This window comes from Streptomyces albidicamelliae (assembly GCF_025642175.1).
Taxonomy (GTDB): Bacteria; Actinomycetota; Actinomycetes; order Streptomycetales; family Streptomycetaceae; genus Streptomyces; species Streptomyces albidocamelliae.
Genome location: NZ_CP106795.1, coordinates 2,361,154 through 2,374,013, shown reverse-complemented (window position 1 = coordinate 2,374,013; position 12,860 = coordinate 2,361,154). Strand labels below are relative to the sequence as shown.

Annotated in this window: 11 protein-coding genes and 1 pseudogene; 4 read left to right on the top strand and 8 right to left on the bottom strand. The window is 72.8% G+C overall.

Annotated features, from left to right (window positions below; translation table 11 throughout):
- Nucleotides 1–28: 28 nt before the first annotated feature.
- The 3 genes and pseudogenes from N8I86_RS11050 to N8I86_RS11040 form a co-directional block, all read right to left on the bottom strand.
- Entirely contained in the window at nt 29–1,972 is a 1,944-nt protein-coding gene (locus N8I86_RS11050) for an ABC transporter ATP-binding protein (protein WP_073892680.1), read from the bottom strand.
- Between the two features lie 307 nt (nt 1,973–2,279).
- On the bottom strand, nt 2,280–2,735 hold the full coding sequence (locus N8I86_RS11045; protein ID WP_073892678.1) for a hypothetical protein: 456 nt from the start codon (nt 2,733–2,735) through the stop codon (nt 2,280–2,282).
- A 320-nt stretch (nt 2,736–3,055) separates the two neighbouring features.
- Nucleotides 3,056–3,748 (bottom strand): annotated as a pseudogene (locus N8I86_RS11040) (ATP-binding protein); the annotation flags it as partial.
- 216 nt (nt 3,749–3,964) lie between these two features.
- On the opposite strand from N8I86_RS11040, the gene N8I86_RS11035 reads away from it, so the two are divergent.
- Nucleotides 3,965–4,825 carry a helix-turn-helix domain-containing protein gene (locus tag N8I86_RS11035; protein ID WP_073892676.1) on the top strand — a complete coding sequence of 287 codons (861 nt, stop codon included), beginning with the start codon at nt 3,965–3,967 and terminating at the stop codon, nt 4,823–4,825.
- Nucleotides 4,826–5,080, top strand: coding sequence for a DUF397 domain-containing protein (locus tag N8I86_RS11030; RefSeq protein ID WP_073892674.1), 255 nt, complete (start codon nt 4,826–4,828; stop codon nt 5,078–5,080). It abuts the gene before it with no gap.
- A 161-nt stretch (nt 5,081–5,241) separates the two neighbouring features.
- Here the strand turns inward: N8I86_RS11030 and pdxR are convergent, their stop codons facing one another.
- A complete protein-coding gene (gene pdxR / locus N8I86_RS11025) occupies nt 5,242–6,717 on the bottom strand; it encodes a MocR-like pyridoxine biosynthesis transcription factor PdxR (RefSeq protein WP_263277680.1) in 1,476 nt (491 codons plus the stop codon).
- A 46-nt stretch (nt 6,718–6,763) separates the two neighbouring features.
- Between pdxR and N8I86_RS11020 the strand changes: the two genes are divergently transcribed.
- Nucleotides 6,764–7,309, top strand: a complete 546-nt coding sequence (locus tag N8I86_RS11020; protein WP_263277679.1) for a carboxymuconolactone decarboxylase family protein — start codon at nt 6,764–6,766, stop codon at nt 7,307–7,309.
- A gap of 72 nt (nt 7,310–7,381) precedes the next feature.
- Here the strand turns inward: N8I86_RS11020 and N8I86_RS11015 are convergent, their stop codons facing one another.
- The 3 genes from N8I86_RS11015 to N8I86_RS11005 form a co-directional block, all read right to left on the bottom strand.
- A complete protein-coding gene (locus tag N8I86_RS11015; protein WP_073892668.1) occupies nt 7,382–8,869 on the bottom strand; it encodes a glutamate synthase subunit beta in 1,488 nt (495 codons plus the stop codon).
- Nucleotides 8,870–9,061: 192 nt separating this feature from the next.
- Nucleotides 9,062–9,541, bottom strand: coding sequence for an anthrone oxygenase family protein (locus tag N8I86_RS11010; protein ID WP_263277678.1), 480 nt, complete (start codon nt 9,539–9,541; stop codon nt 9,062–9,064).
- Between the two features lie 206 nt (nt 9,542–9,747).
- Complete coding sequence (locus tag N8I86_RS11005) at nt 9,748–10,443, bottom strand: DUF2293 domain-containing protein (protein WP_263277677.1); 696 nt, start codon at nt 10,441–10,443, stop codon at nt 9,748–9,750.
- 471 nt (nt 10,444–10,914) lie between these two features.
- On the opposite strand from N8I86_RS11005, the gene N8I86_RS11000 reads away from it, so the two are divergent.
- On the top strand, nt 10,915–11,547 hold the full coding sequence (locus N8I86_RS11000; RefSeq protein ID WP_263277676.1) for a nucleoside/nucleotide kinase family protein: 633 nt from the start codon (nt 10,915–10,917) through the stop codon (nt 11,545–11,547).
- Nucleotides 11,548–11,590: 43 nt separating this feature from the next.
- On the opposite strand, the gene N8I86_RS10995 is transcribed toward N8I86_RS11000, so the two are convergent.
- Nucleotides 11,591–12,718 (bottom strand): magnesium and cobalt transport protein CorA, encoded by a 1,128-nt coding sequence (locus N8I86_RS10995; RefSeq protein WP_073892662.1) that lies wholly within the window; start codon nt 12,716–12,718, stop codon nt 11,591–11,593.
- Nucleotides 12,719–12,860: the final 142 nt, after the last annotated feature.

Sequence of the window (12,860 nt, the reverse complement as noted above, 5' to 3'; positions counted from 1 at the left end):
GCGCGGCGGCCGGTGAGGCCGAGCCCGGTCAGGCCGGTTTCGGCGCGGGGATCCGCATCGTGAACTGCTCCGCCTGGAGCGCGTACAGCTCCGCGTAGACACCGCCGCCGGCCAGCAGTTCCTCCGGGGTGCCGGACTCCACCAGCCGCCCGCCCTCCAGTACGTGCACGAGATCGGCGTGCCGGACCGAGGCCAGCCGGTGGGTGATCAGCACGACCGTCTGCCCGCTGCCCGCGAGCGCCCGGATCTTCTCGAACACCTCCAGCTCGGCCCGCGCGTCGAGGGCCGCGGTCGGCTCGTCCACGATCAGGATCCGCCCGCGCCGGTAGGCGGCCCGGGCGATGCCGAGGCGCTGCCACTGGCCGCCGGACAGCTCGTGCCCACCGCTGAAGACGCGAGCCAGCAGCGTGTCCAGACCGCGCGGCAGATCCTCCACGACCTCACCGGCGCCCGCCTCGGCGATCGACGCGGCCAGCCGTTCCTCGGTCATCGGCACGGAGGAACGGCCGACGGCCACGTTCACCCGGGCGGTGAACGGCCACCTCTTGAAGTCCTGCGCCACCATCGCTACACGCTCGGCGAGCAGCCGCCGGTCCGCGCGCGCGGCGTCGACCCCGTCCCACAGGATCCGCCCCCGGTCCGGCGTGTACAGGCCCGCGAGCAACTTGACGAGGGTCGTCTTGCCCGAGCCGTTCTCACCGACGAGTGCCACGATCCGGCCCAGGGGCAGCGTGAGGGTGACGTCGTCCAGGGCGGGCCGGGCCGCGTCACCCGGATAGCTGAACGTGACGTTCTCGAACCTGATCTCCTGCGGCTCCTCCGGCAGCGCCTCCCCGCCCACCGGGATCGCCCGCTCCGCCGCCTCGACGTACATCCGCTCCAGATCGCCCACGAACAGGGCCTCCTCGTGCAGCTGGTTGATCTGCAGCACCAGGGTGTCCAGGCTCGCCGCACCGGTGCGGATCGCGAGCACCGCCGTACCGGCCACGGACAGAGCCATCGCCCCGGCCAGCAGCAGGGCGCCCAGCGTGGCGTACGTCGCGAGGGTGGCGAGGCCCGTCCAGGCGGCCGCGATCAGACCGGTCCGGGCGGCCAGCCGCGAGAGCCGGGCCTGCTCCGCCTCCGCGGTCTCCGACATCGCCCGGAAATGCCGCAGCAGGAAGGGCCCCACCCCGTGCACACGGATCTCCGGGGCCGCGCCCGGCTCGGTGAGCAGGCTGCTGATCAGCTGACCGGCGCGGGCGTGCTGCACCCAGGTGTGGAACGACTCGTAGTGGCGCCGCGCGTTCGTCAGCGCGCTCCAGGCGCTCGGCAGCGTCATGGTGACCAGCAGCGGCAGCAGCGCCGGATGCAGCACGGTCAGTACGCCCGCCGCCGCGACCAGCGAGATCATCGCGTTGACGACCTGGGTGCCGTACCCGATCATGCGCCGCGCGGACCGGGCGCCGTACTGTGCCGTGTCCAGCAGCTTGTGGAACGCGTGGTCCTCGATCGCGGCCAGCTCCACGTTCGCCGCCCGCTCCAGGTACAGCTCCGTCGCCACCCGCTCCACCTTCGGCTCCAGCCGTCCGGTGGCGTAGACGGAGGCGGCCCGCAGCAGCGCGGCCAGCAGCATCACGAACGCGACGACGACCAGGGCGGGCGCGGCCGCGTGCAGGCGCCGAGCGATGTCGGGGCCGGTGAGCAGCTTGCCGAGCGCGCTGTTCACGGCCAGCAGGCTCACCGCTTGCGCGGCGCCCCGGCCCGCCTCGGCGGCCAGCACGATCCAGGCGGCCCGGGGATCGGCCTGCCGGGCCAGGCGCAGACTCGACAGCAGCATCCCGGGGAGCCGGGCCACCATCGCGCGGAAATTCAGCTCGAGGAACGCGTCCGCGTGCTTGTTCCAGCCGGTGTCGTACCGCAGCGGCCCGCCGAACAGCAGCCGCTCCGACTCCGACACCGCGGACTCGGCCGCCCCCCGTCGCTTCCCCACGTGACCTCCCGAACCGTCGCGGAACGGCCACTATCGCGGGCGTGCGCGGCAGGTCGGCAGGGCGCGAGAGGAAGGAATCGGGGGCGCGGAGGGGGCGCGAAGTGTGCGCGGGCGTGGCGCGGGGACGGGTTCACCCCGGGCTGCCGGATGCGCTCCGGGCCGTCGGTCACCTGTCGGCCACGTGCGCCGCTCGCCGCCGACGCCTGCGCCGTGACTTGCACCGGCAGCGGTGACGCACCTGCGCCGAGGCCCGCACCGGCACGGTGACGCACCTGCGCCGAGATCCGCACCGGCATTCGCGACGGACCTACGCCGACACGGCTCTCGACCAGTCGGGTGGCGTGCCGGTCGCCCGGCACAGGGCCAGGTACAGCGGGATCGGCGGGGTGTAGGGGACCGTGCCGTCCGGGCGGTGGATGAGCCGGGCCGTGCTGGTCACCAGGGCGCCGGGCGCGTAGTGGGCGGGGGCCGGCCAGCGCAGGGCGTGGTCGGAGTCCGCCGGCACGATCCACCACCAGTGCGTTCCGTCGGCGTACACACAGCCCAGCCGCGGCAGCCTGGGGACGACGAGCGGGCCGAGACGGTCGGGCACGGCCACGGCGTCACAGCCGAGCGGAACCGTCATGCCCTCCGGCATCGGCAGCCGGCGGAGCGCCTCCGCAGCCGGCCGCCGCCGCTGCAGACGCACGAGTGTGTCGAGGCCGATCGGCCCCTCAGGGCCTCTGCCGGCCCCCCGGCCGAAGCCGTCCTCGGCGGCGGTCACGGCCGCTCCCCGGCGCGATGCTGCTCCGGGGCCCGCCGCAGGGGCTGGTCCACCGCGCGGTGCCGGTGCTTCTCGAACGCCGGATGCGAGGGCTGCTCGGCCGCGCGGTACCGGTGCTGGTCAGGGGTTCCGTACCCGTGCTGCTCGGGGCTCACGGTCCGGTACGGCTCGAGGTTCCCGTGCCGGCGCTGTTCCGGGGTGCCGTTGCCGCCGTGCCCGTGCTGGTGCGGGCCCCCCTGGCTTCCGTGGCCGTGCTGCTCCGGGGTCCGGTGCGGCGGCTGGTCCGCGGTGCGGTGCCAGGAGTGGGCGGGGGTGTGGCGGTGTGCCTCGGCCGGGTCGTCGTCGCCGGAGTCCTCCGGGCGGCCGGGCTTCGGCCGAGCGCCCCAGCCCAGGTCGTTGCACGGTTCCGCGGTGCCGCGCGGCGCGCCCGTGCCGGAGATCGCTTCCGTCCCGTGGGCCGGGTCCCGCCCGGAGGCCGCGTCGATACCGGTACCGGTGCCGGTCTCGGTGCCGGGAATCGGCTCCGAGCCGCGGGCCAGCTCCGCCCAGACCAGCAGCCCGGAACCCTGCTCGTGCGCACCCCAGGACCGGCACAGGGCGTCGACGAGAAGCAGTCCCCTCCCGTGCTCCTCGTCGGGGCGCTGCGGGGACGGGTGGGGATCGCCGGGAGCACAGCCCTCGTCGCCCACGGCTATGCGCACCATGTCGTCGTGGTCGTGCAGCTCGCACACCACATGCGTACTCGCGGTGTGCACGATCGCGTTGGTGACCAGCTCGGATATGACCAGAGCCGCGTTGTCGCAAGTGTCCGCGCACACCGACCAGCCGGTCAGCCGGGCGTGCGCGAGCCGTCTCGCCTGAGCGACGGAACCCGGATGTGCGGCCAGCTCGAAGCGGAACCGGCGCTGGGCAGCACCCCCCGGAGGGGTCGCTCCCGTCGCGTCACCGAGACCGGAACGGTCTGCGGCGGCGGCGTCTGTTCCTAAGGGCGCGGACGGAATCACGCCTGCCACTATCTCCCCGCCATGGACACTTGGCAAGTATCACTCTGAAAATTGCAGAGTGCTGTGTGACTCGGTCAGACGCCGTGGCACACTGCTCGCAACAGCACGTCGAGCGGCGCCAATTGGAGTCATCGGAGAGCCGACCCGGTCTCCGAATGAATCTTCGAATGGCGCCGCAGGGCTGTCGTGGAACTTTCGGTGGAGGCTTTCGGTGGAGGTGGGAGCGTGAGCGAGCCGCGGTCCGCGCCGACGGTGGGCCAGGTGGTCCTCGGCCGGCGCCTGCTGGACCTGCGGGAACGCGCCGGACTGAAGCGCGAGGAGGCCGCCCGTGTGCTCCGCGTCGCCCCCGCCACCGTCCGCCGCATGGAGATGGCCGAGGTCTCCCTCAAAATCCCGTACCTGCAACTGCTGCTGAAGGCCTACGGCGTCCCCGACGACGAGGCCGAACTCTTCGTCCAGCTGGCCGAGGACGCCAACAGGCCCGGCTGGTGGCAGCGGTTCCACGACATCCTGCCGGGCTGGTTCTCCATGTACGTCAGCCTGGAGGGTGCGGCCGCCCTCATCCGCTCCTACGAGCCGCACTTCGTCCCCGGCCTGCTCCAGACCGAGGACTACGCGCGCGGGGTGCTGAAGTCCGGCGCCATCGGCCAGACGAGCCCGGACGACATCGAGCGCCATGTCGCCCTGCGCATGCAACGTCAGGAACTGCTCACCCGTCCGGACGCCCCCCGCTTCTGGGCGGTGATGGACGAGACCGCCCTGCGCCGCCCGATCGGCGGCCCGGAGGTGATGCGCGCGCAGATCGACAAGTTGCTCGAGGCCACGAAGCTGCCCAACGTGACGCTCCAGGTCGCCCCGTTCGCCAACGGGCCGCACCCGGGGACGTACGGGCCCTTCGTGCTGTTCCGATTCGCCATGTCAGAACTGCCGGACATGGTCTACAGCGAGTACCTGACCGGCGCCGTCTACCTGGACGCGCGCGCCGAGGTGGCGACCCACCTGGAGGTCATGGACCGCATGGCGGCGCAGGCCGCTACGGCGCAACGCACGAAGGAGATTCTCCGGGATCTCCGCAAGGAGCTGTGAATGGATCGCATCAAGCCGCGCGGACACGTCTACAACGGCATGCCCGCGCGGGAGTTGGGCAGCGAGGGCTGGCACAAGCCCTGGAGCGGCGGGAACGGCGGCAACTGCCTGGAGGCGATGAAGCTCGCCGACGGCCGGATCGCCGTGCGCCAGTCCACCGATCCCGACGGTCCGGCGCTGATCTACACCTCTGACGAGATGACCGCGTTCATCGAAGGCGCCAAGGCGGGCGAGGCCGACTTCCTGCTGTCCTGAGTCCGGGGTCACGGACGCCTCTTGCTGAACCGTTTCTGTATCGAGCTCAACTCCTCCTCGTGCCGTTGGGGTTGGCGGGGACCGGCGGGGCTCGGCACATTCCGAGGTGCCGGGAGCCGAGAGCCGGACGGCCCCCAGGGCTTGGTGGACCCGAACCGCTCTCACGCCGGTGGCAGCGCCGCGCACAGCGCGTCCAGCGCCGCCCCGTACGCGTGTTCAGCCGGTGCGGCGTACCCGACCACCAGGCCGTCGGACGGCGGCATCCGCGTCTCCGGATGCCGGAACGCTGCGAGGCCGTCGAGGGCGACTCCCTGCCACGCGGCGGCCTTCACCACGGACCGTTCGCTGCCCGGCGGCAACCGCAGCACCGCGTGCAGCCCGGCCGCGATCCCCGTCACCTCCACGTGCGGCGCCTGCGCGGCCAGCGCCGCGACGAGCCGGTCACGCCGGCGACGGTACCGCTGCCGCATACGCCGCACATGACGGTCGTACGCCCCCGAGCGCATGAAGTCGGCGAGGGCGAGCTGGTCCGGCGCGCTCGCCCATCCCTCGCGTTCGCCCTTCGCCGCGAGCACCGGCCCCACCAGGTGTTCCGGCAGGATCATCCAGCCGAGCCGCAGCGCCGGAGACAGACTCTTGCTGACGGAGCCGATGTGGATCACCCGCTCCGGATCGAGGCCCTGGAGTGCGCCGACGGGTCTGCGGTCGTACCGGAACTCGCCGTCGTAGTCGTCCTCCAGCACCACCGCCCCCTGCGCGCGGGCCCAGTCGACCACCGCTGCCCGCCGCTCCGGATGCAGCGGGCCGCCGGTCGGGAACTGGTGCGCCGGCGTGAGCAGCACGGCCCGCTCCCGCCCGAGCTCCTCCACCCGCGCCCCGTGCTCGTCCAGCGGCAACGGCACCGTCCGCACCCCGGCCGTCGCGAGCAGCCCCCGGTGGAAGTCCAGCCCGTACGCCTCCACACCCAGCGGGCCGCGCAGCACCCCGCCCGCCCCCTGGCCGAACAGCAGCCGCAGCGCGTGCGCGAAACCCGAGCAGACGACGATCCGGCCCGGCTCGGTACGCACCCCACGCGCGCGTGCCAGATATTCCGCCAGCGCCTCCCGCAACTCCCACCGCCCGGCCGGGTCACCCGGCCCGAACGCCTCGCTCGGTGCCGCCTGCAGCGCCCGCCGGTACGAGGCGGACCAGGCCGTACGCGGAAACGCCGACGGGTCCGGCGACCCCTGCCGCAGATCGTGCCGCGGCCCACGACCGCCTGACGGCGTGGCCATCGGTGTCAGTACGGCGGTCCGCCTCGGCTCCGGCTTCCCCGGTCGTCCCGGTCGTCCCGGTCGTCCCGGCCGTCCCAAGGGAGCCACGCCCGTCGCGACCCGCGTCCCCGAGCCCTGCCGGGCGGTCAGCCAGCCCTCGGCGACCAGCTCCGCATAGGCGTCGGCCACCGTGTTGCGGGCGACGCCCAGGTCGGCCGCGAGCGAACGGTACGGCGGCAGCCGGGTGCCCGGCGCGAGCCGCCCGCTGCGCACCGCCTCCCGCAGGGCCCTGGTCAGCGCGGCCCGTCGCCCGCCCGGTCCCGACAGTTCCAGGTGCAGATCGACCCCGATCCGCTCCGCGGAATTGACCCACGATTCCGTCATGGAAATGCACCCTACAGCCGGTCTTTGCACGGCCTAATTTGAAGTCATGACGACGAACACCACCGCAACTGCCCGAACCACCCCCGCTGTTGCCCCCCCCGTTGTTGACGCCACTGCCGGGATCGCCGCGGCCGAGGCCGCCCGGACCCGCCTGGACTTCGCGAAGGCCGCCCCCAAGGTCTTCCGGGCCATCGTCGGCCTCGACGTCGCCGCCCGCTCGGGGCTCGACCCCGCGCTGGTCGAACTCATCCAGATCCGCGCCTCGCACCTCAACCACTGCGCCTACTGCCTGCACATGCACACCAACGACGCCCGCAAGGCCGGCGAGAGCGAGGACCGGCTGCACATGGTCGCCGTCTGGCGGGAGGCCCGCCACTTCTTCACGCCGAAGGAGCAGGCGGCCCTGGCACTGACGGAGGCGGTGACCCTGGTCGCCGACGCGGGCGTCCCCGACACCGTCTACTCCGAGGCCGCCGCGCACTTCGAGGAGGAGGAACTGGCCCACGTCCTCGCCCTGATCCTCACCATCAACACGTGGAACCGCGTGGCCCTGGCCACGGGCAAGGTCGCCGGCACGGACGAGCGACGCTGACCCCGCGCCCTGCCCGGTTCGGCCGGGCCCTCGCCCAGGGCATGAGCCGAATCCAGCACCTCGGTGCCGTACTCACACCCGCATCGGCCGGTCGCCCGGAGCGACCGGCGCGGGAAGCTGCGACGTGCCCATCAGGTAGCGGTCGACGGCCGCCGCCACCGCCCGCCCCTCCGCGATCGCCCACACGATGAGCGACTGCCCGCGCGCCGCGTCCCCCGCGGCGAACACCCCGGGGACGTTGGTGGCGAAACCGTCGTCCCGCGCGATGGTGCCGCGAGGCTGGAGCACCAGCCCCAGCTGGTCGACCAGGCCGTCCTCCTGGTCCGGCCCGTTGAACCCCAGCGCGAGCAGCACGAGGTCCGCGGGAAGCACCCGGTCGGTCCCGGGCACCGGCTCACGCCGTGCGTCGACCTCCACCAGATGCAGCTCCCGCACGTGTCCTTCCGCGTCCCCGGTGAAGCGGAGCGTGGACGCGGCGAAGAGCCGCGCGTCCGCGTCCGCCGCCGGCGCCGTCCGCAGATCCCTCGCCTCCTCGTGCGCGGCCGACAGACGGTAGACCTTCGGGTACGTCGGCCACGGCTCGACGTCCTCGTCGCGCTCGGCACCCGGCTGCGCGTAGATGTCCAACTGGGTCACGGACGCGGCCCCCTGGCGCACCGCCGTGCCCAGACAGTCCGCCCCCGTGTCCCCGCCGCCCACGATCACCACGTGCTTCCCGGCCGCCGACAGCGGTGAGACCTCCAGATCCCCCTCACACACCCGATTCGACAACGGCAGATAGACCATCGCCTGATGGATCCCGTGCAACTCCCTGCCAGGCGCCGGGAGTTCCCGCCACGCCGTCGCCCCCGTGGCCAGCACCACCGCGTCGTACCGCGCCCGCAGATCCGCCGCCGAGATGTCCCGCCCGACCGCCGTGGACGCACGGAACTTCGTCCCCTCCGCCAGCATCTGCGCGATCCGCCGCTCCAGATGCCGCTTCTCCATCTTGAACTCGGGGATGCCGTAGCGCATCAGCCCGCCGATGCGGTCGTCCTTCTCGTACACGGCGACCGTGTGCCCGGCCCGCGTCAGCTGCTGCGCCGCGGCGAGACCCGTCGGCCCGGACCCGACGACCGCGACCGTCCTGCCCGACAGCCGCTCGGGAGGCCGCGCGGGCGTGAAGCCCTCCTCCCAGGCCCGGTCGGCGATCGCACACTCGACGTTCTTGATCGTGACCGCCGGCTGGTTGATCGCCAGCACACACCCCGCCTCACAGGGCGCCGGACACAGTCGGCCGGTGAACTCCGGAAAGTTGTTGGTGGCGTGCAGCCGCTCGCTCGCCGCCTTCCAGTCCTCCCGCGAGACCAGGTCGTTCCACTCGGGGATGAGATTGCCGAGCGGGCAGGCGTCGTGGCAGAACGGGACACCGCAGTCCATGCAGCGGTCGGCCTGCTTGCTGATGATCGGCAGCAGCGCTCCCGGGACGTACACCTCGTCCCAGTCCCGCACCCGCTCCTCGACGGGCCGCCGCGCCCACTCCTGGCGCGGCGTGGTCATGAACCCCTTGGGATCGGCCATGGCGGTCTTCCTCGCGTACCGGCACCGGAGGGCACCGGATGTACGGCGGGCCGTGCGTCATCGGGCGGCACTCTTGCGGCCACGATACGTCCGCCCCGACAGCCGCGCAGAGCGGCGGCCGGCCCCCGCCGAGGAGCCGCCCGGCACACGACCGGACGCCTCTCCGCCACTGATGTCGTCCCGGAAGGGTTGTCACGTGAGCGCCAGCACGTAGACGAGGGCCGCCGCGGCGGACGCCACCATCCGGACGTGGTTCCAGAGCGTCCACTCGCGCACGTACACCGGCCAGTACACGGCGGCCTCCGGCGCACCCGCGGTCATCCGGGCCAGCCTCTCGTTGCGGGGCACGTTCGCGACCAGCGTCAGCCCGAAGGAGCCGGCCAGGTACAGCGCACTGCCCAGCAGCAGCTCCACCTTCCCCTCGCCCGGCCAGACCACGAACGTCACCACGGCTATCAGCACGCTCAGCACCGCCGAACCCATGAAAACGGCCATGAAGGCAGGTCGCACCGCGGCCACGTTGATCGTCTTCATCGCGGCGACCCCCTGCGCGGGCGGCAGCGCGGCGAGCCCCCGCATCACGAACGTCGAGAACCCGCAGAAGACGCCGGCCACCAGCCCGGTCCCGAGGACCCCCAGCACCACCAGGACGAAGTACGGCCCGTCGATCATCTCCACACCCCCTTGTCGTTCCACCGGGCCCGGAAGCCCGGCATCTCCATCACTTCCAGTGAATGCGCGCGGCAAGCGGCCGACCATGGCCGAGGAACGCGGCGCCATACGCAAGCGTCCATAGGCCGCCCACCGTGAGTCGCACGCACCACCTCCGTCCGGCACTACCGCGCACCGCCTCCCCTCCCTGTCGCTGCTCGCCCCCCTCAGCCCACGTCCTCCCCGGCCCCCTGCCAACCCCGCAGCACGCCGTCCACGGCCGAGGCGATCCGGCGGCGAGCCTCGAACCGCCCGACCCCGCTCATCAGCAGCTGGTCGTACGGCGTGTCCACGTGCCGCACCGCCGCCACGACCGCCGAGATCACCGCCCCTTCGGTCAGCGCCCGCCCGGCGGCGCTGCGACCGACCCGCCCGCTGCCCCGCAGGGACGCGTGCGCCGCGATCGCCCGGGCCCGATCCACCGGGCAGCCGGGGAACAGCCGGAGAATCTCGGCTGCGAACGCCGCCGCGAACCGGTCGTCCTCCGCCGCCCTGCGCCGCGCGTCCCGCGCCCGGCGCCGGCGCCGCGCCTCCGCATCCGCCAGGCAGCGCTCCTCGGCCCGTGCCAGAGCGGCCTCCTCCACGAGCACGCCCTGCCGCTCGTACCGGCTCTTGCGCCGGTTGTAGCGGACGACCACCACCGACAGCCCGCTCTCCTCCCGCGACCTGCGGGTCAGCGCGGTGTCCCCGCGCGGGAGGAACACCAGGTGCCCGAGGTCGGCACAGACCAGGCAACGGGGTGCCCCGTCCTCCAGCACCAACAACGACAGCGGACCACGGAGGCAAGCGGCACACCGCTTCTGCTTCAGCGGCTGAACGGCGACAAGACGACCGGGGGAGTGGGGAGTTGTGGGAAGGGCCATACGCGGTACTTTCCCCGTCACCACCCCCGTGTCCCTCTCCGGGCCGTCCTAGGCCCGCCGCCTCTCGACCCGCCCCTGCGTCAGCGACCCGTCCCTCGTCGGGGCCGCGCTCGGCCCGCCGCCTCTCGCCCCTGCGTCAGCGACGCGTTTCTCCTCGGGGCCGCGCTCGGCCCGCCGCCTCTCGCCCCTGCGTCAGCGACGCGTCTCTCCTCGGGGCCGCGCTTGGCCCGCCGCCTCTCGCCCCTGCGTCAGCGACGCGTCCCTCCCCGGTCGCGCTCGGCCCGCCACCGTCCGACCGAACGCCGTACCCGCCGCCTGCTGGGCCCGCCCAAGCGGTGCCGCCGGCGGCCGACCAGGCGAGGGCCGGCCGGAGACAGGCACCCGCGCCCTCCTCCCGCCGGGACCCTGCTCAGGTCAGGCGCCGACGCCCGCCGTCTCCGGTCTTCGGGCCCACCCGGCATCATGGGCTCTGTGCGACTCGAAGCGATCACGTGGGACCGGCTCGCCGATCAGCTGGCCGACCGGCTGGCCGGACTGGCACCGGCCGACGGAGGAGCCTGGCTGCGAGTCGGCTTCGACGGAGCCCCGGCCGCCCGGCCCGGGGATCTCGCCGAGCGGGTCGGCGAGGCGCTGCGGGTGCGCGGCCGGCCCTCCCTCGTCGTCGGCACCGAGGGCTTCCTGCGCCCCGCCTCGCTGCGCCTGGAACACGGCCGCCGGGACGAGGAGTCTTACTACAGCGGATGGTTCGACACCGCCGCTCTGTGGCGCGAGGTCTTCGGCCCGCTCGATCCCGGCGGCAGCGGCCGTGTCCTGCCCGACCTGTGGGACCCGGCCACCGACCGGGCCACCCGCAGCCCCTACACCCAGCTTCCGCCCGGCGGAATCCTGTTGCTCCACGGCCCCCTCCTGTTGCGCCACTGGTTCCCCTTCGACCTGACCGTGCACGTCCTCCTCACTCCGGGCGCCCTGCGCCGCCGCACTCCCGAGGCGGACCACTGGACGCTCCCCGCATTCGAGCGGTACGAGGCCGAGACGGATCCGGCCGGCACGGCGGACGTCCTCGTCCGGGCCGACGACCCTCGCCATCCCGCGTGGGGCGGGTGACCCGGAGCCCCCCAGCGGAGCCGGACTCTCCGCGGCATCGCCGTCAGAGCCAGCCGTTGCGCCGGAACCCCCGGTACAGCGCCAGACACGCCCCCGCCATCACGACCATGACCAGCGGATAGCCGAACTGCCAGTGCAGCTCCGGCATATGGTCGAAATTCATGCCGTACACCCCGCACACCATGGTCGGCACGGCGATCACCGCGGCCCACGCCGTGATCTTCCGCATGTCCTCGTTCTGCGCGACGGTCACCTGCGCCAGGTGCGCCTGCAGAATGGAGTTGAGGAGTTCATCGAACGCGGCGATCTGTTCCTTGGCCCGTATCAGATGGTCCAGCACGTCGCGGAAGTACGCCTGTATCTCCGGGGCCACGACCCGGATGGGCCGGGTGGCGAGATCCTCCACGGGGCGGCCCAGCGGTACCACCGCCCGCTTGAGCTCCAGCAGTTCGCGCTTCATCTGGTAGATACGGCCCGGGTCCAGTCGCGCGCCGATCTCCGAGAACACCTCCGTCTCGACCTGGTCGATGTCGGCCTGCACCGCGTCCGTGACGCTCAGGAAGTCGTCGACGACGTGGTCGGCGATCGCGTGCAGCACCGCCGCCGGCCCCTTGGCGAGCTGCTGCGGATCCGACTCCAGTTCCTCCCGCAGCGGCCCCAGGGAGCCGTGCATGCCATGGCGCACCGTGACGACGAAGTCCTCGCCGACGAAGACCATGATCTCGCCGGTGTTCACCACTTCGCTGGTCGCCGTGAGCTCTTCGTGCTCCACGTAACAGACCGTCTTGAACACCGCGAAGAGCGTGTCCCCGTAATGCTCCAGCTTCGGACGCTGGTGCGCCTCGACCGCGTCCTCCACCGCCAGCGGATGCAGGTCGAACAGCTCGGCGATCCCCGCGAACTCACGGGCCGTCGGCTCGTGCAGCCCCAGCCAGACGAACCCGTCGCCCCTCTTGCGCACCAGTCGTACGGCGTCCTCCAGGTCGGCGCACTCCGGCACCCGCGCGCCGTCCTGGTACATCACGCAATTCACCACGGAGGAGCCCAGCGGCGACCGGGCGGGATGGCTGAGGTCGACGCGAGGCCGCCGCCTGGCCAGCCGCGCGACCTTGCGCAGGCCACCGACCCGGTCCAGCCGTGTGACCTTCCGCAGATTCCCTGCCATGGACATTGGATCTCCTCGTGTGGATCTCCTTGCGTGACGCTTGCGCGTCTTTGCCCGGCAAGTCTGCCAGTTGCGGGCAAAGGGCGGGCAAGCCTGTGGGAACGGCGAGTTCCGCTTGGTTCCCGCCTGTGGACGGAAGCCGCGGATC

Coding starts and splice junctions, on each gene's coding strand:
- N8I86_RS11030 (WP_073892674.1), top strand. CDS start 4,826: ATGGATCGCATCAAGCCGCGCGGACACGTCTACAACGGCATGCCCGCG.
- pdxR (WP_263277680.1), bottom strand. CDS start 6,717: ATGACGGAATCGTGGGTCAATTCCGCGGAGCGGATCGGGGTCGATCTG.
- N8I86_RS11020 (WP_263277679.1), top strand. CDS start 6,764: ATGACGACGAACACCACCGCAACTGCCCGAACCACCCCCGCTGTTGCC.
- N8I86_RS11015 (WP_073892668.1), bottom strand. CDS start 8,869: ATGGCCGATCCCAAGGGGTTCATGACCACGCCGCGCCAGGAGTGGGCG.
- N8I86_RS11010 (WP_263277678.1), bottom strand. CDS start 9,541: ATGATCGACGGGCCGTACTTCGTCCTGGTGGTGCTGGGGGTCCTCGGG.
- N8I86_RS11005 (WP_263277677.1), bottom strand. CDS start 10,443: ATGGCCCTTCCCACAACTCCCCACTCCCCCGGTCGTCTTGTCGCCGTT.
- N8I86_RS10995 (WP_073892662.1), bottom strand. CDS start 12,718: ATGTCCATGGCAGGGAATCTGCGGAAGGTCACACGGCTGGACCGGGTC.